This is a genomic window from Shewanella sp. AC34-MNA-CIBAN-0136 (assembly GCF_040309945.1).
Lineage (GTDB): Bacteria > Pseudomonadota > Gammaproteobacteria > Enterobacterales > Shewanellaceae > Shewanella.
Map to the genome: position 1 here is coordinate 136,415 of NZ_JBEOPJ010000004.1, position 18,996 is coordinate 155,410.

Sequence of the window (18,996 nt, forward strand, 5' to 3'; positions counted from 1 at the left end):
AGCTAGCGCAGATTTAACTCGAAAATGCGATCATAATCACGCTGGTCGCGCGCATTTTACCGCAAATATGAGACTATCGCCACGAAAATTATAGGTGTTTTCAAACCAATACCTAACACAATCGGTGGCTTTTAGATCAGACTAATTAAATTAGAACCTAGGAGTGAATGTTATCTGCTGAATTCTGATTTAAAAAAAATATAGCATTAATTTTTAAAGAAATAATTTTAGTTGTTTGTTTACAAGAACAGTTGCGCCTCAAATAACACCGCCCAAATGAGTCATCACTTGAGCAGTATTAGTATTTGGGAATAAAAGGCACAGCAAGCAGCGTTCAAATAGTGTTCAACACTGCCTATGTCTGGAAAAAACCACTTAGAAATGGCCTTGGTAACCAAAGTACGTAGTCATTTCAGATTGTGCTTGAAATCCCATTGCGGTGCTATTTGCCACTAACTCTTCGTCTAACAAATTCTCTACACGTAAATACAACTCGTGCTGCTCAGTCAAACGGTAAGTTGCAGCGATATCAACCTTCCACTGACTATCAATAGCACGTTCATTGGTGAACCCACCTTGATAACCTAACTCAGATTGATACAAAGCTTGCGCCATAACGGACATATCACCATAAACAACACCAGAACTTAACGCCAGTTGTTGTTCTGGCACCCAAGGTAGTTGGCTATTGGCAGCAAAACATGCCATCAATTCATTGCAATTAGCACTGTCTGTTTCTGCTTGGGTATATTGGTATTTGGCTTTGAATGGAATTGAAAAGTGATCAAATGTTAGTCCATACGCTATGCTCAAATCTGCGCCGACAACAGAGACATCCTTAATATTCTCTTGTAATGATATTTGTTCATAATCACATATCATGCCCTGCATACAGCTTACATGTTGGTTATCGTAATCATGCATATAAGCCGTCATGGCAATCGATAAAGCATCTTGTTGGTAGCTTAATGCTAATTGATATTGCAGCGCTTCTTGCGCCGTTTGCTCAATATTGCCGGCTGAAGCGGCTGTCCAAGCTTGCTTAGCTTGTAACGCGGCTAACCACGGCCCACTCTGATAAGCTACTTCAATAGAAGGCGACCAGCCATCATCAGAAAAGTCTGCCGCATTAAGGCTCGTATTTACATCACCAAGCTCACGAGAAACGCTGACATGCTCATAACCTAAACCGAGATTAATAGACCACTGACCATAATTTAATTTAGTGTCTACCGCTGATGAAAATGCCGAAGCATCATCAGTATACGTCAGTGCATATTCATCATCTGTTGTCGGCGTCAGTGATAAATCATTGTTCCAAGACCAATCACGTTGACCTAAACGCATTTCAGCTTTATCTGTATGGTAGCGCGCACTATAAGTCACCTGATGCTGACCGTACATGCTGACACCTTTAGTTTGCATACCAAACCCAGCAAAATCGTTATTTTGGGTTAACGATCCTAAGTTCATCCCATCAGCGGTAGGTGTTGCTTCAAACATGGCAATACGAGACAGCAACGCTCTATTAATTTGTTCGCCATCAACAAATTGCATTGCTTGAGATTGTTGTGAATAGGTTTGATAATAAAAGTCGGTAGCCATCGTCGAAGTGGATGACATGATTAGCTTATGTGCTAACACGTAGCGTTGACGCTCGCCTTCAGTATTGTCGGTGCTGGCTGCTGAATATAATTGAGTCGGATTTACCGAAAAATCAACACTGGTTAACCCCAACGTTCCGCGGTCAGCTTCTTGCGATGAGTACTGATAACTAAATTCGGTCATTTGTTCATTGCGCGCTCCGGGTAAACTATCGGCAGCGATTTTGAACAGAATATCTTTTTGTGTCGTGTCGGCATCTCGGGCGATACGATAACCCACATCGTCAGCTGCAGATTGATAATCCACGGCTAATAACATGCCATTTTGCTTCGAAGTACCACTTAGCACAACCCCACCATTGATGGCATTATTGTTACTGCCTTCAACGTTGATATCGGTTGCATATTTTTGCGGACTAATTTGTACAGACTCATAATCAAGCTTACCAAAAGCAGCTTCTGAACTTTCAGTCACACTGGTCATGCTCGAAAAAGACACTTTTTGCTGGTGCAATAAATTGGGCTGCAATACTAAATGTTGTCCAGAATACGGCGCTGGAGAAAAGAATATACCATCTTGTAAAATGGCAACACCGTCAGTGGCACCTGCATGTGTGATCGTCACATCCTGATGTGGTCCGGTAGGTAACACTGTCGCGCCCGTCAACCCTAGTGCAATATCACTTTGGCGATAATGAAATTGGCTTATCGATAACTGTTGTAAATCGAGTTGATTATTAAGGTTATCAATAGACTCGGTCACCGTTTCTGCAACGGCATTGGTAGAATGGCAAACATAAAGCACTGCGGCTGCTATCACTGACAGGCTAAATGGGTGGTTAGACATATTAATCTCCGTATATGTGTCTGTTCACGCAAAAAATCGCTAAAATGGCGAATCACTTAGTAAAAATCGTTCATTACAATAACGGTTTCAGTTACATAAAAATAGCGTACTGTTAACGTTTACTCGACATATTAATCGTTGCTTCGCAAAAAAAAGCGGCTAAAGCCGCTTTTTTATCAAGATATCAGTTAATCGATTAGATTAAAGATTCCCTAAAATTTCGTCACTCAGTTTCAAATCATCGTTTTGGTTGACGCTCACGCCTGCAGCAATGATCATCCGAGCAATATCTTGCGCTTGTTCTAATGAATGCATTTCGTAAGTACCACATTGATATTCATTTAACTCAGGAATATCTTTCTGATCAATCACATTGGTTACATCAACCATTGCCGCTAGCCAGGAGTCTGCAACTTTACTCTCTGTCGGTTGACCAATTAAGCTCATGTAAAAACCGGTACGGCATCCCATCGGAGAAATATCAATAATCTCTATACCATCACCGTTTAGATGTTCACGCATAAAACCTGCAAACAAATGTTCAAGTGTATGGATGCCACGTTCGCTGAGGATATCTTTATTGGGTGCACAGAAACGTAAATCGAATACCGTAATGGCATCGCCACTAGGGGTGCTCATGTGCTTGGCAACGCGAACCGCTGGAGCATTCATACGTGTATGATCTACGGTAAAACTGTCTAATAAAGGCATTGCTTTCTCCAAAGTAAATAATAATCTGACAATATAAAGCCTAATAACACGATAATATCACTATTTATGCATGGTCACAGTGAGAGTTTACGGTTGATGTTTGCCATCTAACTCAAAGCGACTTAAGGCGTCTTCTGTGTAACTAAAGTAGCGCTTTACTGACTTCTCGTTTGCCATGTAAGACTTCAGTACTTTATTAAATAACGGGTCTTTAGCCGCTTCACTGTTAAGCACATCATCTTTTGCATATTTTAATGCGCGGATCACAGTGTCGGGAAAAGGTTTAACTTGCACATTATGCTCGTTAAGCAATACGTCCATTGCAGCAATATGGCCTTGAGTATAATCATCTAACATATCTTGATTAATGGCTCTGGCTGCAACTTTAACAATCATTTTCAAATCATTGGGCAGAGTGGAAAATGCCTGTTTGTTAATCAAAAACTCCATCGTCGAACCCGGCTCGTGCCAGCCAGGGTAATAATAATATTTAGCCACCTGATCCAACCCGAGCGGCAAATCATTATAAGGCCCTACCCACTCAGCAGCATCAATCGCGCCAGTTTGCAGTGCGCCATATAATTCTCTGCCAGCGAGTGCATCAACAGGAACGCCGCCGAGCTTCTTGAGCACTTCACCTCCTATGCCTGGTAAGCGCATCTTGAGGCCTTTAAAATCTTCTGGGGTTGCAATGATTTTATTAAACCAGCCGCCCATTTGCATGCCAGTATTTCCACCAGCAAGCGGCAATACGCCAAAAGGCTGATAAACTTCCTCCCATAATTCCATGCCACCGCCATAATGAAGCCACGCATTCATTTGCTGTGCATTTAATCCAAATGGTATAGATGAAAAAAACTGAGCGGCAGGCGCTTTACCTTTCCAATAATATGACGCGCTATGAGCCATTTCAATCGTGCCATTACTCACACCGTCAAAAACCGACAACGCTGGCATTAATTCGCCGGCACCATAAACGGAAATCACTAAGCGACCGTTAGACATTTGCTCGACCAATTGAGCAAATCTTTCTGGAGCCATGCCTAAACCGGGCAAGTTTTTTGGCCATGAGGTGGCTAAACGCCATTCAATCACTTGATGAGGAATATAATCATTTTGCGCAACAGAACTTGTCTTCGAAGGCGTATCTTGTTGACAGCCTAACAATAACGTTAAGCCCAGCAACCAGCAGGTTTGTATCACCTTGCTCATGTAAATATCCTATCTCAATCGCACGCTTATTTTCATAACTGTAACATAATCATAACCAGTGACAAACATCACCTCACTACAATACAAAATAAAAAACCTCACAGGACATGTGAGGTTTTTTGTATAGTTCTGTCAGCAAGTTAATAACAATTAACCTTTATCGTTATCCCTTACAATTAGGAGTCCTAGGCACTTCATCCAAAGCTTGCCATTCTGGCTGGCTATAAGCATTTATGGAAAGCGCATGAACGCCATTGGCTAATTCATCTGCTAGCGCTTGGTTTACCAACCGGTGACGGGCAAGTAAGCGCTGTTCGCTAAATTGATCGCTAACTACAACCACTTTAAAATGGGTTTCTGAGTTAGGCGGCACATGATGACGATTACTCTCATTAATCACTTCAAGATGCAAAGGCGAAAAGGCGTGATTCAATTTATCGGTAATGATTTGTTCGACAGACATAGTGGTACTCTTATTAATCCATATCGATTAAATCAAAGGGTACTGGTTTGCCGAATAAAGGTCAAACAAGCAGGGTAAAAGTTAACGTTTGAGCACAACTTTCTCAAGTCGATCTGAAATTAACTCCTTGGCCAATCGGTTATATCAACACTATCGATACAATATGACGCATGACTCTCATTGTGTTGCTGTAATGCCTCACGTCCCAACCATGCATTAATAAATAATCCTTGTGGGTCGTATGTCTGCTGCTGTTTTTGCAGATTAAAACGTCTCGAACCGCGTGGATCAGCACCAACACCGGCTAGATACTGCCAATTACCCCAATTCACAGCTGAATCATAATCAATTAATTGCTGTTGAAAATACGCCGCCCCATATCGCCAATCACATTGCAGTTCATTGACCAAGCAACTTGCTACAATTTGCCTGCCGCGGTTTGACATATAGCCAGTGTCATTTAACTGCTTCATCAATGCATTCACAAACGGATAAGGTGTAGTGGCGGTTTTCCAAGCTCGAATGCGTTGGGCGTAAAAACTGGTTAATGGTTTACGTCCATTAATGCCTGAAAATCTAAACACCAGCGTATTGAATTTATGCGCGTAAAAATGGAAATACTCACGCCAAAGCAGCTCATACAAAATACACTCGGTCGATTCGTTAGCACCTTGTTGTAACTCAAATTGCTTTAATGCTGCGACGACTTGTCTTGCCGATAGACAACCATTGGCTAACCAAGGCGAAAACTTTGTTGAACATTCCCAGCCATCAAGTTCGTTTCGTACGGCTTTATAGTTATGGGCTAAATTTGACGAAAAGTAACTGTCTAGTTGCAATTTCCCTTGTGCTTCACCACCGCAAAAGACATTACTCATCGTTTGAGTTTGTGGCAACCAGCTAGGATAAGCCAGCCAAGACTGAAGTTGTTTGTCATGTGGCTTAAGTGCGACCATAGACGGGAGCCAAGATACTGCATCAATGGCAGGGCTGATATTAACGTTGTCGACCTTTTTACGGAACTGACTAAATGTCGGAGCTAGATCGGCTAATTCAAAAGGCAGTTGCTGCAGATCAAACAGAGTTTGGGTGGTAATCGTCGAATATTCAACATTGGAGCACTGCTGCTGAATGACTTGCCAAGCCGATTGCTCATCAGCACCACTATGGTTACTACGATATACCCTTGAAATATTATGGGCTTGAATTATATAGGGTAACGATTTTTGCGCTGAGGCATAAACAATATGCACTTGTTGACCATATTGATTAAGCGTTTCATCTAAAGCCCGCAATGATTCTAATAAAAACCGCAGTCGGTACTTACCGACATACTCAGCCTGATATTGAGCTTGGCGAAACCAGTTAGGGTCGATGCAGTACACCACCATCAACTGTTGTGCATGCAGGGCTATATCTGCAAAGATGGCATTATCTGCTACCCGCAGATCATCACCTAACCAATAAAGTGCATTGACAGTAGAGTGTGATGTCGATTGTAAATTCGTTTCTTCGAAAGTTTGCCCATCAGCATTATTCATCTATTCATTACCACGGCTTGTACTATTGCTAATGAGTACGTATACATAGCGGTTAACGGTTCAATAATGATCCATTTTAGCGATATCCCCAAACTAGCTAGACCTTCGGTCTTCGAGGTCCTAGAGTCGCTTCGCTGCTAGTTCGCTACGCGGATAGAGCGCTTCGCTTCTAGGAACAGCTTCGCTGCTAAGATTTTATAGCATCTAATCGCGCAGCATCCTAGGCGCTTAGCTTTTCGCTTGTTATCGCTTGTCATTTATAGGATAGGAACCGCTTGGCTGCTAAGATTTTATAGCATCTAGCCGCGCAGCTTACTAGCCTCTAGGCCTTTCGCTTTTAGCTTTTAGCTTTTAGCTATGGCCATTAACGAGATTTGTTAACCATAGTAATTAGGGATAATGTGTCGAAAAGTAAAATTAATACGCGGTTCAGTTACCTTAAGACGCTTAGGTAACGCATGTTGCCAGTGTTGCTGCATACCGGGATGCATAATCAGTAAGTCGCCGGATGCCAAGGGAAAAGTAACTTTGGTTTGCGTCGGTTTATGGCGCACAACAAAATCTCTACAGGCGCCTAACGTGATAGACGCAATCGCCGAACCCGTGACAATTTCAGGTTCATCGTCACTGTGCCAGCCCATACAGTCACGGCCATCGGCATAGCGATTAACTAACACTGAATTACTGTCTATTTGATGATCGTTGAGTAATTTTGCCCGTAATCGACTTAACACTTTTGGCCAAGCGAGCGCGGTGATGTGTAATTTAGAATAGTGATAATCGCAACCAAGGTCACCAAACCAAGCTTGGGTGCGAGGAATAAAATGCTGCTTACCATAGACTTCAATCGCCACGCGATCTAATGGGTATTGTTCGACTTCCATCATTAACAACTGTTGCTGCTTGGGTGACAAAAAACCTTTAATCCAAGTAACTGGTGGACTGATTTGGTTCATCGCTGTTGGCACAACAACGGTATCTTGAGTGAAGCCGCTTTGTGGCTCACCAAAATCTAATCCATGTTGAAATCCTGTCACCCGATCACCCTTTTATCTCGTTTACCTTAATTAATACCAACGTTTGATTCTAGCAATACATAAACCTGAAACCACAATGACTGCCATTAAGATTAATACCGAAAAATAGCCAAAATGCCATTTTAATTCAGGCATATTGTCAAAGTTCATTCCGTAAATGCCGGCGACTAATGTTAATGGTAAAAAAATCGCGGTGACCATTGTTAATGTCATCATCACGCGGTTAGTTTTATGAGCACTCACCGAAATATAACCATTGATTAAACTGTCCACTAAACCTTGATAAAGACTGGCACGACTGGATAGGCGTTCAAATTGATTATATAAATAGCTCAATTGTTCGTAGTCCATCTTAATATGCAGATGGGTGTCCTCGCCTAGTAATTGTTGCAAGATTTCTTCGTGGTAACTAAACGAACGTTTGGCTTTTTGTAGCTTACTGCTATAAGCGATTAGCTCTGCTAATAAATCATCTGTAGATACATCAAAAATTTCATCTTCTATTTCCCCTAAACGCTCTTCTAATGCCAACATCACCGCCAGATAATCAATCACAATTTGGCGCATCAATTCAAAACTGACTCGGCTCATCTCTGAACTTTCGAGGCTACCTTGTGCACTAATGCGTTGGATAACTTTGTTGACACTGATAGAAGGTTTCAGGTGCTGAGTGACTAAAAAACGGTCATTTACATGCAATAACAACTGGCTGCGCTCGAGCAGAAGATACTCATCTCTAGCCATAAGCTCGTGGGTTAACAAATATGAATGTGAATCATATTCTTCAAACTGAGGGGGATGACGCTCCCGTTGTGCTTCTTCAAAATCGAGGTGGTCAATCCCAAACAAAGGATATTGCTTGAAAAACGCTTGGCTATGCTGGCCTGAAATATCGACCCATATTAGCTGCTGTTGCGGGTCATACTGGCTCATGAGAGTCTCATCACCTTGTGATATCAACTGACCTTGCCCATTAAATAATAGTATTTGTATCGCCATGAAAACCCTTTCAACAACCCATTATTACTCTATATATGGCCTAACTGATCATCTCTGACTCGCCAGCCGTTTCAATGTGTTGTTTAATCTGCTCAAAATGACTATTGACCCAAGCACTACTGATTGGGCCCCAAGTTGAAATGCGATAATAACCTTCATTATGACGCTGACCTTGCTGCACAAAATCCACTTCAATACCAATATCAGCAAATGCAGCTATCGCATCTTGCAATGTCCTTCTTGGCATAAGAGTCAGTTTATGTAAGCTTAATAAGTTGTGTTGTTCTTCATCCAGCAGGTGCGCTAAATACAATTTTCGTAAAAATGCTTTTTGCGATTTATTGATCACGTAATTATTCGAAAACATCCTTCACACGCCCTATTACCTCTTCATCACTTAATAGAAATTACTGCATCTGTAGCCAATCACGCAAGCACTATTGCCAGTGTCAGTTGATTGTGACTGAATTAATCGCAGCATTGCGACTGAATTAATCATGGATCAAAGGATAATTGATTGATTTATCAATAACCCATTATGATTAACGCTACCTAAGTAGAGACAATCTGGTTATAGTTTTTAACAATCGATAGCATCAAAGATGGAAAACCAATAGACATGGATACCCCGCCGCAGTCAAAGAGCCCAATAGCACAACCGCAATCAAATGATCCGTCAGCGGTAAGTGATACCAACTCAGCTACGTCCTCTGCAGGAGACACATTAGCGCACGTTTATGACCATGGGCCACGTTTATCCCAAGATGAGTATATTCAACTTACCGAGTTACCACTGAGCAATATTGATCCTAATTACCCTAAACTATTATTGATCATTAGCAGTGTCGTGGCGGTGATAATCATAACTGTTTTAAGCGCATTTCTATTAATCACTAAACCGCTGCCATTGATGATAGCCTCAGTTGGTTTGGTTTCAGCCATGTTATTGGCCGTTGTGATGATTAAACTTATCCACCTTAAAGCACATAAAATTGCTTACGGATTGTTTAAACATGAAATGGTGTTTCGTGAAGGTTTATTTTGGGTATCAACAACGGCACTACCTTACACTCGGCTGCAACATGTTAATTTGTCTCAAGGGCCGCTCGAGCGAAAATACAACTTAGTCACCTTAAAATGCTTCAGTGCTGGCAGCGGATTAGCTGAGATAGATCTGCCAGGTCTTAATGCCGATTTAGCTGAACATTTACGTCAACATTTATTGAGCCAAGCAGCAGCAAGTCATCAATTACTCCGCACCGAAACAGAAATTGTTGATCCAACGCCATCTGACGCTGAAATGGATCCGTTATCCATTCAACCTCCTCAACAGGATAATCACAATGGATAAGTCATCAACATCATCAGATGATGCCCAGCCTGTTGATACCAATGGCATCGCAACGAATAGTTCATCCGATGCCAATATTGCCGAGGTGGCCAATACCCTTGATACGACAATAGAAAACAATAGCGCCGATACAAGGGAGCAGAACAGCAATTCAATAAGTGATTTACAACAATGGCAAGCATTGTCACCTTGGTCCATTGTCAGTAATATTTTCAGTACGTTGAAAAATATCCTCAGTAACGGTTTCGCTATCGTGCCAATCGTGTATACAGGGTGGCAACAAGGTTTTGATATGCAGTGGGGCATATTGGCCTCGAGTGTTTTATTAATACTGGTGACAATTTTTGCGATAATAGAATGGCGTAAATTTCGTTTTCGTCTTCATAACCATCAACTTGAAGTCAAACGCGGTTTAATATTTACCAAAAAGGATGAAATACCGCTAAGCCGAATACAAAACATTCGTTATGAACAGCCGTTTTACTTTAAGCCGCTGTCACTCGGCACTCTAGTGATTGAAACCGCTGGTTCTAAAAAAGACGAAGCTCATTTAGCAGCCTTAGATACATTACAGGCACAAACGTTAAAACGTTTACTGTTAAATTTAAGCCATACAAAAGCAACCTCGACATATGAGCTTCCAAACGTAAACAGTCAACAAAACGTTGATAACACCCAACCCATTGTGCGTAAAAGTTTAGCTGATTTAGTCTTATTTGGTTTTTATCAAAACAATTTTATTTGGTTTGCGGTTATCGCTGGCCCCATTGCAGGCCAAATAGATTGGGATAACATATTCGACTCACCGCTTGCGCAACAGTTTTGGCTGTGGGTCCAGCAGCAAACCCATCAAAACATTGGTTTGCAAACTATTATGCTAATCGTGGCCTTAGTTGCGATTTACAGTTTGTTTTCGTTAATTTCAATTGTGGCAGCCATTTTAAAATATCATCCATATCAGCTCGACAAACATGATGAAACCCTACAGCGAAGTGGCGGTGTCATTTCGCATCAACAAGATGCGTTGGCCATAAAACGCATTCAACTAATCCAGGTTCAACAACCTGCTATTGCACGTTTATTTAACCGCTGGACCTTATACTTTAAACAAGTCAAAGGCCATGAGGTTGAACAAAAAACCAAGCAGCACATGTTAGTTCCTAGTGTAAAGTCAGCTGAAATAGCATCACTCTTGGCTAGCATTCCAAATATTAGTGGCGGTGCAAGTGCATTACCCAGTAGTTATAAGCCTATCCATATTAATTGGCTCACAAAGCGAATCGTTTTACCGCTGTTTGTAGCCATCGTACTTACCATTGTGGGTTACAGTGGTCATCATAGCCATGAGTTTTTTGAGTTCACTTGGTTTGCTACAACAATGATGATGCTAGCGATTTATATTCGTTATAAACAATGGGGATATGTATTAGCAGATAAGGTTATTTGGCAGCATAGCGGCTTTTTCGGTCAACAATGGAAACGGGTCGCATTTGACAAAGTTCAACATGTTAAAATTACCCAAACTAAAGGCCAAAAACATGCTCAGCTAGCCTATGTTGAAATCGGATTAGCCAGTGGCAGTGTGATATTCCCGTATATTCCCATATCGGTTGCACAACAAATAGTGGCCCTGTCGCTCAATGCCACGGTCCATAATAATCACAATTGGATTTAATATAATGAATGAAATACACACAACAAATGTCAGCGTCGACGATGTTATCGACTTTTGGTTTGTTCAAATATCCCCTAAACAATGGTGGGTAAAAGATATCGAGTTAGATTTGCACATAAAAAACACATATGGCGCCACGTTACAGGCGGCCATCAAGGGTGAGTTACAACATTGGCGTAAAGATGCCCAAGGTCGATTGGCCGAAATAATCGTATTAGACCAATTTTCGCGAAACATTTATCGCGATACTCCAACCGCGTTTGCCGCTGACAATATCGCGTTAGAGCTTGCGCAACAAGCCGTTGCACTAGGTTGTTTAGCAGAGTTACCCATTCAACAGGCTGCATTTTTAATCATGCCCTACATGCATAGCGAATCAATAGTTATCCACCAGCAAGCGTTGCCTTTATTTGAACAATATGCACCCGACAATTTACGCAGCCAGCGACAACACCAAGCGATTATTGCTCAATTTAATCGCTATCCACACCGCAATGCCTTATTAGGCCGCGAGTCTACGGCTGCCGAACTCACATTTTTAACTCAACCCGGTTCTCGCTTTTAAGCAGACGAAAATCACCACGACATAAACGATAAATGTCGATTTTATTTAACCACTAACACCGGGCAATCAGCTTTATTGGCAATCGCTTCAGCCACATTATCATGCAAAAAATGAGACAGTCCGCTTCGACCATGGCTGGCAATAACCACCATACCAATGTCACCGCTGTTGGCCTCGGCCAAAATTTCATCAATGGCATCACCACGTCGAATAACCGTTTCAATCTTTAAATTAGTATTCAACTGACCTAATAACTCGTGCATTTTACTCGCCGCTGCATCTTCCATACTTTTAGCCAACTCTTCGGGCGTTATCGCAAGAATCATATAATTCTCATCACCGAAAGGTTGATCTACTACGTGTAAAATACGAATGCCCACTTGATATAAATTCGCCATTTCAATGGCATATCGTAAAGCATGTGCCGCTGTATCAGAAAAATCGGTAGGCCATAAAATATTACGTGTTCGCATATTATTCTCCTCCACAATGCAAAGTGTGCTTTTGCAACGACATGACACCCCTTACTAGAACACACTCGGATCCATCTCAACAAATTAAGTATAGTCAGTATTAAAAACTTACTTAGTGATCAAAATCAAATCAAATGCGAAAACTTGCTTTGGATCATAAACAAGCATAATATCAGACCGACTAATCAGTCGGTTTGTTAGCTCGATTCATGTAGGGTTTATCAAATCAACATCGTTATTTTTGCTGGAGCTTTAATATGAATATGGCCGTTGATAATAATCAAACTCAATTGCGACAGTTACTGACTGATCAACGAGCACGTTTTCAGTCCAATCCGGCACCTGATTACCAATCTCGGGTAGATAAATTAACCAAGCTAAAACAAGCTTTACTTGATTACCAACAACCCATCATCGATGCATTAATTAGTGATTACGGTCACAGATCGCCAAACGACACCATCATTTCGGATATTATGCCTTGTGTAAATAACATCAATTACACTATCAAGCATCTTAAAACATGGATGAAACCCAGTCGTCGTCATGCCGGTTTATTACTCTCCCCTGCCAAAGTGTCGGTGCAATATCAGCCCCTGGGCGTAATCGGTATTATTGTGCCGTGGAACTTCCCGGTAATGTTATCTATGGGTCCGTTAACCACCGCCATTGCTGCTGGTAACGGGGCAATGTTGAAAATGTCAGAATTTACGCCGGCGACCAACACCGTATTACGCAAAATGTTAGCAACTATTTTTGCCCCTACTGAAGTCGAGCTAGTGGAAGGTGAAGCTGATGTAGCCGCTGCATTTTCAGCATTACCGTTTGACCATATTCTGTTTACCGGCTCAACCGTTGTTGGCCGCCATGTTATGCGTGCAGCAGCTGATAACCTGACACCTGTAACATTAGAATTAGGTGGTAAATCTCCAGCCATCATCGCTCCCGACATGCCAATCGACACCGCTGTAGAACGACTTATTTTTGGTAAATGTTTAAATGCTGGCCAAATTTGTGTCGCGCCTGACTATGTGTTGTGCCCTGCGGAAAAAGTTGACGCGTTTATTGCTGCTTATCAACGTCGCTTTAATAAAATGTACCCTAAATTCGACACCAACCAAGATTACGGCAATATCATTAATGATCGCCAATACCAGCGTCTGCTAGCGGTGCTAGAAGATGCCAAAGCCAAAGGTGCAACAGTCACCTCCGCAATTGATGGTTCAATATCGACAACTCAGCGAAAAATAGCCACTCAACTAGTCACACATACCACAGACGATATGCTCATTATGCAGGATGAAATTTTTGGCCCTTTATTACCCATTATTGGCTATCAGTCGATAGATGAAGCAATAGGTTATATCAACCGAAATGACCGACCATTAGCCTTGTATCTCATGAGCTTTGAACAACAAACGCAGCAACAAGTATTGCAGCAAACTCATTCTGGTGGCGTTTGTATTAATGACACAGTATTCCATGTGGCCGCGGATGACGCGCCCTTTGGCGGTATTGGTCCGTCTGGCATGGGGCACTATCATGGCAAGGAAGGTTTCTTAACCTTTAGTCATGCTAAGACCATATTGAACAGTGGCAAAATCAATACCGGCATTTTTGTTCATCCTCCTTATGGCGGCGTGATTCAAAAATTATTGATGAAGTTTTTCTTACGTTAACTCTCTCATAGTCGCGACTGCAAGTATTGCTGTTGTTAGCGATACTTGCTGAGCAAAGTTTGTCATAAAATATGACTAGATAAATTATCCATAACCTAATAGATAAATAGATAAAGTAGGTATGTTGACTCCATGAGCAATAAATCGATTGTGAACACCGATAAAAAACAAGCCATTTTAAACGCGGCTTTACAGCTGTTTGTTAACAAAGGCTTCAATGCGACATCGACGGCATCCATAGCCAAAGCGGCGAGCGTGGCAACAGGCACGTTGTTTCATCATTTCCCGACAAAAAAAGACATCATGAATCAGCTTTTTTTATCGATTAAACAAGAGTTTGCCACCAACATGGTGAGCAGTACCGATTTTAGTGGCGATATCGAACAAGATGCCAATACGTTATGGCAAAAAGCCATCGACTGGGCCATTGCACAACCCTTAAAGCAACTTTTTTTTCTACAATACTCGATGTCAGCAGACATTGATGCTGAGGTCAGAAAGCAAGCAATGAACAGCATTCTTGGATTTGTCGTCGAATTGATTACTCAAGGTAAACAACAGCAAATTATCGCTGACATTCCCAACGCCTTATTGCTCGAAAATTGCCATGGTCAATACCTAGCGGCCATCCGCTTTTTTACTGACAACCCGCATTTAGGTGATGACGAAATATACAGACACGCCAGTTTCAGACTATTTTGGCAGGCAATGAAAGCGTGATAGAAAGTATTAATCTAAACTAAAGTTGGTTAAATCAACATCATCAGCAGGTGTTGACGCACTATCAAAATCTAATTGTGGAGTGTGTGACGTTTGCTGGGTTTGTAACTCCAGCTGCTTAGCTTTATGTAAGGCATATTGACGGCGACGTTTGCGCTGTGTGCACAAACGGATCACATCTTGTTTTTGCAATTCGCTGTAACTCATCCAGTTAAAACGTTCATCACGGCTTCGAAGACAGCCCATACAATACCCACGACTGTCTGACTGACAAACGCCGATACATGGACTGGGCACCGCAAAAAAACTTAACTGTTCCATCATTAGAATACTTAACCTCAGCTAATATTGAATTTGGTACTTAACATTTAAATACACGATATAGTTATTTGTAACTGAGATAGAAAGCAATCGCTTGCCATATCAACCAAAGCCAGCATTAAACATTGTTATATTAAGGTTATACTAATTGAGCTAATTTTGTACATTATTGCAAGTTAATAAGGAGGGTCTCATGATAAATTTAAGACGTTCAGGGCAAGATTCAACACGTAAACCAATGTGGATTAAAACTATTTTACTGTTAAGTGGCTTAGTACTACTTGCATCTTGTGCAACAAAACCAAAGCAAGATTATGATGTTAATTATGATTTTTCAACACTCAAAACATTCAACCAACTCACTGTAAAGCAAACAGATGATCCGTTAACTGCAGATCGCATTAATGATGATATTAAACAATCATTACTTAGCCAAGGTTATGTATTTAAAGCCGATAATGCCGACTTTGTAGTGAACTATGCTTTTGTGACTGAAAACAAAGAAAAAGATTCAGGATTATCTATTGGCTTAGGTTCGGGTACTTGGGGGTCTGGTGGCGGTATTAGTCTTGGCACCAGTATTGGTATCCCGCTAGGCAGTGACACCGCTAAAACTCAAACCATTCAAATTGATATTATCGATCCCACAGATAAACGCCTCATTTGGCGTGGTAATGGTCAGTACCACTTTGACGAGGGCGGTGAAGATAAAGCCAAAGGTATTAATCAAACGGTTGCTGCTATTTTGGCGCAATTTCCACCCAAAAAATAATCTACCATCGATTTAGCCGCAACTTACTCATAAGTGAATTGCGGCTTATTCAAATAGAGACTACCGCTCAACTAAGCGACTAAACACAAATATCTATTTAGCAATTTGCCACTACACGGTAAACTAGCCATCACACTACTTTATTGACCCAGTTGAAATGACGACAGAAACATATAACCAAGCTTTATTAACACTTGCGCTAGCTGGAATAGAAGCCATAAACACCTCCGCGTCACAGCACAAAGCGGTCAGAACGCCAGCACAAGAAAGCCATTTTTTATGTAACTGGATGGTTGAGTCGTTAAAAACAAAACGTTTTTCAAAACTAATGGCCGACGACTTAACGGCCTGGATCCGTCAAGCGCGTAGTCAAGGAGCTGGGGCTCAACTAAAACGATTATTAATCTGTATTGCCGATCAATACCAACAGGCTAACAACAGTGACATCGCTACAGGTGTTGGTCTTAAGAACATGTTAGCGGGGCTCACAGCACAAGAATGGGTAGTGATCACCGATACCGATATTGATGCAAAACTGAAACTCGACAGTGATGGTAAATCCAGTTTAATTATCTCAGCAAAAGATTTTAATCAACACATTGTAGATGACAAAATAGTAAAACCCATCTCAATGTACATTCGGGGAGATGAAAAGCTGGTGGCTCGTTTAGCGCTAGAGCAAGGTATATTACTCAGTCCAGGCAATAAAAAAACCTCATTAATCAAACACCATAAAACTTACGTATTAATGCCAAGCAATTTACACCAGAGTTTATGCTTACTGTGTCTTGATCTATATTAAGTATTAAAAGTTGGTGTCGTATTAATACAACGGTAAGAATAAGGAAACACCATGAAAAAATGCTTTATTGCACTCACCTGCCTTGTGATGTTTTTTTGTGGTCCCACCGTTCAAGCGAACACAGCGCTGAAGTACAACGTCAACGCTTCAAGCAGTTGGGTGCCCTACTACATTACAGAATCGCCAAAAGAGCCTGGAATATTAGGGGAGTTGGTTCCGTTATTGCTTGCCAAAGCTAATATTGAAATTGAAAAACACAATTTTCCGCCGAAAAGAACAAACTATGCACTCGATAATGGCTTATTAGACTTTGACTTTGTGAGCCCTGGTTGGTTTCCTAATCAAGAATTAGGCACACTTTTTGTCCAGTCAAACCCCATTATCGCTATCCAAGAAAACATTATTACCTTAGAAGAAAAAGCCAACGATTGGCAAAGTATTGATAACATTAAAGGTAAAGAAATAGGCACAGTACGTGGTTATTTGTACCATGATGATGCTGAATTTATTCGAGTCGATTTTACTTCTGAACGCGACCTCATAAGAGCACTTTATAAAAATCGCGTTGGTGCTGCTATATCTGGTGATTTACCAGCGTTGTATTGGGCCAAAAAACTCAACAACCCAATTACCCTCGCTGCTATTCATTCAAAAGGCCACTTAGTTATGCGCCTTCGTAAAGAACATGCGGCCTTACTGCCACAAATTAATGCCGCTATAGCAGAACTTGAACTAAATGGTACAACTCAAAGCATTATCGACAAATACACCAAGCAAGATGTATTTAATCGATAATTCAATAAGACAATTACGCTAAAACGGGTTTACGCTGTAGCCTTCGTGGGCTAATACTGCATGTGCAGTTAACGCGGATAATGCCATGGTAACGCCTGGTAATAAGTCTTGTGGTGTAATGCCGTAATATGCAGCTGTTTGACCACACACATAAAACCTAACTTGATTATTAATCAGCTGCGCAATTAAATCTTTATTAGCATTCTTTTGCCCTGCATTAAGTTGCTGATAAAAACTGTCCTTAGTCATATCATTAGCCGCTTTACCATGCACCACCATCGCAACAGAAATGTCCTCAAGCTTAACTCCAGCAGCGACGTGCATATTAATAAAGCGCGCCAGGGTATCGATACTACGATTTAATTCTGCTGGTTTAGATGCACTACTTAAATCAAAAGCGACTTTAAACTTCATACCGGCTGGTATGACTAAGCCGCTATTTACTTCAGCCACTTTGCCATAGTCTTTAATCACAGAACCCGATTTAAATGCATCAATACCCGCTGTTGCCGTAAATGATGAACATGCAATTAACGTCACTATTGTCGATGTAAACAGGTTTTTACTCATTGAACGTAAACCGAGTTTCATTATGTTGATATTCCTTATATCTATTTTTTATACTTACTCTAGCACAGATTAACGCTTAGGTTTTAGGCTGTTTCTGAGTATAATTGTCACTTAAATAATATGAACACTGAGTGATATGTCAATCCGCCCAATTACCGCTACAGACTGGCCCGCTATTATGGCGATACAAGCACAATGCTATGTCGAACTCACGCCAGAATCACTATCTGTCATGCAGAGTAAATGGCGATCTTCGCCCGCTAGCTGTGTGGTGTTTGAACAACAAGGTAACATGCTAGCCTACGCGCTTGTTCATCCTTGGTTGCAAGGCGATGCCCCATCGCTGGATACCGAGATAAGTGGCCAGATTAATGCCGATAGCTGGTATTTACATGACATGGCCATCTCACCCAACGCTCAAGGTTTAGGCATAGGTAAAAAGCTGTTTAATCATATAGTCAATCAGGCTAAATCAGCGGCGGTTAATGGCATTGGGCTAGTGGCTGTGCAAGGTGCACAAACTTATTGGCAGCAACAAGGGTTTACACCAAGCACCACCTCAGCAAAACTGACAAAGTCACTCGACAGTTATCCTGCTGGTGCATGTTACCTGTATTTATCCTTATCATAAGGTCTATCTCATGCACCCATCTGTCATCACCATCGGTTTATTGTGTTATACCAATCCTATTAAATATGTGCTCTTTCAGCGGGAGTTCAAAGTGCTGTAGGCAAGGCAGATGATTGAAGCGAATAGTGATTCTCGGTAACAAGCTCCTGCGTTACTCTACCTCCAGCATCTGACCGCCATGGATGGTGGGAATGTCTTATTTTTTATGGAAAAAAATAGACCATGCCG

The 18,996-nt window shown here is 41.4% G+C and carries 20 protein-coding genes; 9 read left to right on the forward strand and 11 right to left on the reverse strand.

The window, feature by feature from the left end; genetic code table 11:
- Positions 1–375: 375 nt before the first annotated feature.
- From AAEY94_RS05430 to AAEY94_RS05465, 8 genes are all read right to left on the reverse strand, one after another.
- Positions 376–2,451: a TonB-dependent receptor domain-containing protein gene (locus AAEY94_RS05430; protein ID WP_101085800.1), complete on the reverse strand. Its 2,076-nt coding sequence runs from the start codon at positions 2,449–2,451 to the stop codon at positions 376–378.
- Between the two features lie 201 nt (positions 2,452–2,652).
- Positions 2,653–3,162 (reverse strand): S-ribosylhomocysteine lyase, encoded by a 510-nt coding sequence (gene luxS, locus AAEY94_RS05435; protein WP_011636421.1) that lies wholly within the window; start codon positions 3,160–3,162, stop codon positions 2,653–2,655.
- Between the two features lie 87 nt (positions 3,163–3,249).
- A complete protein-coding gene (locus AAEY94_RS05440) occupies positions 3,250–4,374 on the reverse strand; it encodes a TRAP transporter substrate-binding protein (RefSeq protein WP_162022512.1) in 1,125 nt (374 codons plus the stop codon).
- Between the two features lie 163 nt (positions 4,375–4,537).
- Positions 4,538–4,837, reverse strand: coding sequence for a BolA family protein (locus AAEY94_RS05445; protein ID WP_101085802.1), 300 nt, complete (start codon positions 4,835–4,837; stop codon positions 4,538–4,540).
- 119 nt (positions 4,838–4,956) lie between these two features.
- Positions 4,957–6,378 (reverse strand): DASH family cryptochrome, encoded by a 1,422-nt coding sequence (locus AAEY94_RS05450; protein ID WP_101085803.1) that lies wholly within the window; start codon positions 6,376–6,378, stop codon positions 4,957–4,959.
- Positions 6,379–6,755: 377 nt separating this feature from the next.
- Positions 6,756–7,334, reverse strand: coding sequence for an alpha-ketoglutarate-dependent dioxygenase AlkB family protein (locus AAEY94_RS05455; protein ID WP_242445119.1), 579 nt, complete (start codon positions 7,332–7,334; stop codon positions 6,756–6,758).
- 111 nt (positions 7,335–7,445) lie between these two features.
- Positions 7,446–8,414: a magnesium transporter CorA family protein gene (locus tag AAEY94_RS05460; RefSeq protein WP_101085805.1), complete on the reverse strand. Its 969-nt coding sequence runs from the start codon at positions 8,412–8,414 to the stop codon at positions 7,446–7,448.
- Between the two features lie 40 nt (positions 8,415–8,454).
- Complete coding sequence (locus AAEY94_RS05465; RefSeq protein WP_101085806.1) at positions 8,455–8,781, reverse strand: winged helix-turn-helix domain-containing protein; 327 nt, start codon at positions 8,779–8,781, stop codon at positions 8,455–8,457.
- A 252-nt stretch (positions 8,782–9,033) separates the two neighbouring features.
- Here AAEY94_RS05465 and AAEY94_RS05470 point away from each other — a divergent pair, with 252 nt between their 5' ends.
- Genes AAEY94_RS05470 through AAEY94_RS05480 form a run of 3 tightly spaced genes read left to right on the forward strand, consistent with a single transcriptional unit; the run spans position 9,034 to position 12,005 of the window.
- Positions 9,034–9,765, forward strand: coding sequence for a PH domain-containing protein (locus AAEY94_RS05470; RefSeq protein ID WP_101085807.1), 732 nt, complete (start codon positions 9,034–9,036; stop codon positions 9,763–9,765).
- A complete protein-coding gene (locus AAEY94_RS05475) occupies positions 9,758–11,440 on the forward strand; it encodes a PH domain-containing protein (RefSeq protein ID WP_101085808.1) in 1,683 nt (560 codons plus the stop codon). The genes AAEY94_RS05470 and AAEY94_RS05475 overlap by 8 nt, the downstream gene beginning before the upstream one ends.
- A 4-nt stretch (positions 11,441–11,444) precedes the next feature.
- On the forward strand, positions 11,445–12,005 hold the full coding sequence (locus tag AAEY94_RS05480) for a DUF924 family protein (protein WP_101085809.1): 561 nt from the start codon (positions 11,445–11,447) through the stop codon (positions 12,003–12,005).
- A gap of 41 nt (positions 12,006–12,046) precedes the next feature.
- Here AAEY94_RS05480 and AAEY94_RS05485 read toward each other — a convergent pair whose 3' ends face one another.
- Positions 12,047–12,478, reverse strand: a complete 432-nt coding sequence (locus AAEY94_RS05485; RefSeq protein WP_101085810.1) for a universal stress protein — start codon at positions 12,476–12,478, stop codon at positions 12,047–12,049.
- A 257-nt stretch (positions 12,479–12,735) separates the two neighbouring features.
- On the opposite strand from AAEY94_RS05485, the gene AAEY94_RS05490 reads away from it, so the two are divergent.
- Both AAEY94_RS05490 and AAEY94_RS05495 read left to right on the forward strand, forming a co-directional pair.
- On the forward strand, positions 12,736–14,157 hold the full coding sequence (locus tag AAEY94_RS05490) for a coniferyl aldehyde dehydrogenase (RefSeq protein WP_101085811.1): 1,422 nt from the start codon (positions 12,736–12,738) through the stop codon (positions 14,155–14,157).
- Positions 14,158–14,289: 132 nt separating this feature from the next.
- The gene (locus tag AAEY94_RS05495) at positions 14,290–14,877 is read left to right on the forward strand and encodes a TetR/AcrR family transcriptional regulator (RefSeq protein ID WP_350977806.1); all 588 of its coding nucleotides are present in this window, start codon (positions 14,290–14,292) and stop codon (positions 14,875–14,877) included.
- A gap of 9 nt (positions 14,878–14,886) precedes the next feature.
- Here AAEY94_RS05495 and AAEY94_RS05500 read toward each other — a convergent pair whose 3' ends face one another.
- On the reverse strand, positions 14,887–15,198 hold the full coding sequence (locus tag AAEY94_RS05500; protein ID WP_182744840.1) for a DUF1289 domain-containing protein: 312 nt from the start codon (positions 15,196–15,198) through the stop codon (positions 14,887–14,889).
- Between the two features lie 238 nt (positions 15,199–15,436).
- Between AAEY94_RS05500 and AAEY94_RS05505 the strand changes: the two genes are divergently transcribed.
- From AAEY94_RS05505 to AAEY94_RS05515, 3 genes are all read left to right on the forward strand, one after another.
- The gene (locus AAEY94_RS05505) at positions 15,437–15,970 is read left to right on the forward strand and encodes a DUF4136 domain-containing protein (RefSeq protein WP_162024288.1); all 534 of its coding nucleotides are present in this window, start codon (positions 15,437–15,439) and stop codon (positions 15,968–15,970) included.
- A 157-nt stretch (positions 15,971–16,127) separates the two neighbouring features.
- Positions 16,128–16,772 (forward strand): DUF2913 family protein, encoded by a 645-nt coding sequence (locus tag AAEY94_RS05510; RefSeq protein WP_101085815.1) that lies wholly within the window; start codon positions 16,128–16,130, stop codon positions 16,770–16,772.
- Positions 16,773–16,823: 51 nt separating this feature from the next.
- Positions 16,824–17,567: a substrate-binding periplasmic protein gene (locus AAEY94_RS05515; RefSeq protein ID WP_101085816.1), complete on the forward strand. Its 744-nt coding sequence runs from the start codon at positions 16,824–16,826 to the stop codon at positions 17,565–17,567.
- 18 nt (positions 17,568–17,585) lie between these two features.
- Here the strand turns inward: AAEY94_RS05515 and AAEY94_RS05520 are convergent, their stop codons facing one another.
- Positions 17,586–18,158, reverse strand: coding sequence for a DsrE family protein (locus AAEY94_RS05520; RefSeq protein ID WP_101085817.1), 573 nt, complete (start codon positions 18,156–18,158; stop codon positions 17,586–17,588).
- A gap of 115 nt (positions 18,159–18,273) precedes the next feature.
- Between AAEY94_RS05520 and AAEY94_RS05525 the strand changes: the two genes are divergently transcribed.
- On the forward strand, positions 18,274–18,768 hold the full coding sequence (locus AAEY94_RS05525; RefSeq protein WP_101085818.1) for a GNAT family N-acetyltransferase: 495 nt from the start codon (positions 18,274–18,276) through the stop codon (positions 18,766–18,768).
- Positions 18,769–18,996 lie beyond the last annotated feature (228 nt).

Excerpts from the sequence above, each read along its gene's own strand:
- AAEY94_RS05480 (WP_101085809.1), top strand. The coding sequence starts at position 11,445 with ATGAATGAAATACACACAACAAATGTCAGCGTCGACGATGTTATCGAC.
- AAEY94_RS05465 (WP_101085806.1), bottom strand. The coding sequence starts at position 8,781 with ATGTTTTCGAATAATTACGTGATCAATAAATCGCAAAAAGCATTTTTA.
- luxS (WP_011636421.1), bottom strand. The coding sequence starts at position 3,162 with ATGCCTTTATTAGACAGTTTTACCGTAGATCATACACGTATGAATGCT.
- AAEY94_RS05520 (WP_101085817.1), bottom strand. The coding sequence starts at position 18,158 with ATGAAACTCGGTTTACGTTCAATGAGTAAAAACCTGTTTACATCGACA.
- AAEY94_RS05525 (WP_101085818.1), top strand. The coding sequence starts at position 18,274 with ATGTCAATCCGCCCAATTACCGCTACAGACTGGCCCGCTATTATGGCG.
- AAEY94_RS05515 (WP_101085816.1), top strand. The coding sequence starts at position 16,824 with ATGAAAAAATGCTTTATTGCACTCACCTGCCTTGTGATGTTTTTTTGT.
- AAEY94_RS05500 (WP_182744840.1), bottom strand. The coding sequence starts at position 15,198 with ATGGAACAGTTAAGTTTTTTTGCGGTGCCCAGTCCATGTATCGGCGTT.
- AAEY94_RS05460 (WP_101085805.1), bottom strand. The coding sequence starts at position 8,414 with ATGGCGATACAAATACTATTATTTAATGGGCAAGGTCAGTTGATATCA.
- AAEY94_RS05505 (WP_162024288.1), top strand. The coding sequence starts at position 15,437 with ATGTGGATTAAAACTATTTTACTGTTAAGTGGCTTAGTACTACTTGCA.
- AAEY94_RS05495 (WP_350977806.1), top strand. The coding sequence starts at position 14,290 with ATGAGCAATAAATCGATTGTGAACACCGATAAAAAACAAGCCATTTTA.
- AAEY94_RS05450 (WP_101085803.1), bottom strand. The coding sequence starts at position 6,378 with ATGAATAATGCTGATGGGCAAACTTTCGAAGAAACGAATTTACAATCG.
- AAEY94_RS05440 (WP_162022512.1), bottom strand. The coding sequence starts at position 4,374 with ATGAGCAAGGTGATACAAACCTGCTGGTTGCTGGGCTTAACGTTATTG.
- AAEY94_RS05430 (WP_101085800.1), bottom strand. The coding sequence starts at position 2,451 with ATGTCTAACCACCCATTTAGCCTGTCAGTGATAGCAGCCGCAGTGCTT.
- AAEY94_RS05455 (WP_242445119.1), bottom strand. The coding sequence starts at position 7,334 with ATGAACCAAATCAGTCCACCAGTTACTTGGATTAAAGGTTTTTTGTCA.
- AAEY94_RS05490 (WP_101085811.1), top strand. The coding sequence starts at position 12,736 with ATGAATATGGCCGTTGATAATAATCAAACTCAATTGCGACAGTTACTG.
- AAEY94_RS05510 (WP_101085815.1), top strand. The coding sequence starts at position 16,128 with ATGACGACAGAAACATATAACCAAGCTTTATTAACACTTGCGCTAGCT.
- AAEY94_RS05470 (WP_101085807.1), top strand. The coding sequence starts at position 9,034 with ATGGATACCCCGCCGCAGTCAAAGAGCCCAATAGCACAACCGCAATCA.
- AAEY94_RS05475 (WP_101085808.1), top strand. The coding sequence starts at position 9,758 with ATGGATAAGTCATCAACATCATCAGATGATGCCCAGCCTGTTGATACC.
- AAEY94_RS05445 (WP_101085802.1), bottom strand. The coding sequence starts at position 4,837 with ATGTCTGTCGAACAAATCATTACCGATAAATTGAATCACGCCTTTTCG.
- AAEY94_RS05485 (WP_101085810.1), bottom strand. The coding sequence starts at position 12,478 with ATGCGAACACGTAATATTTTATGGCCTACCGATTTTTCTGATACAGCG.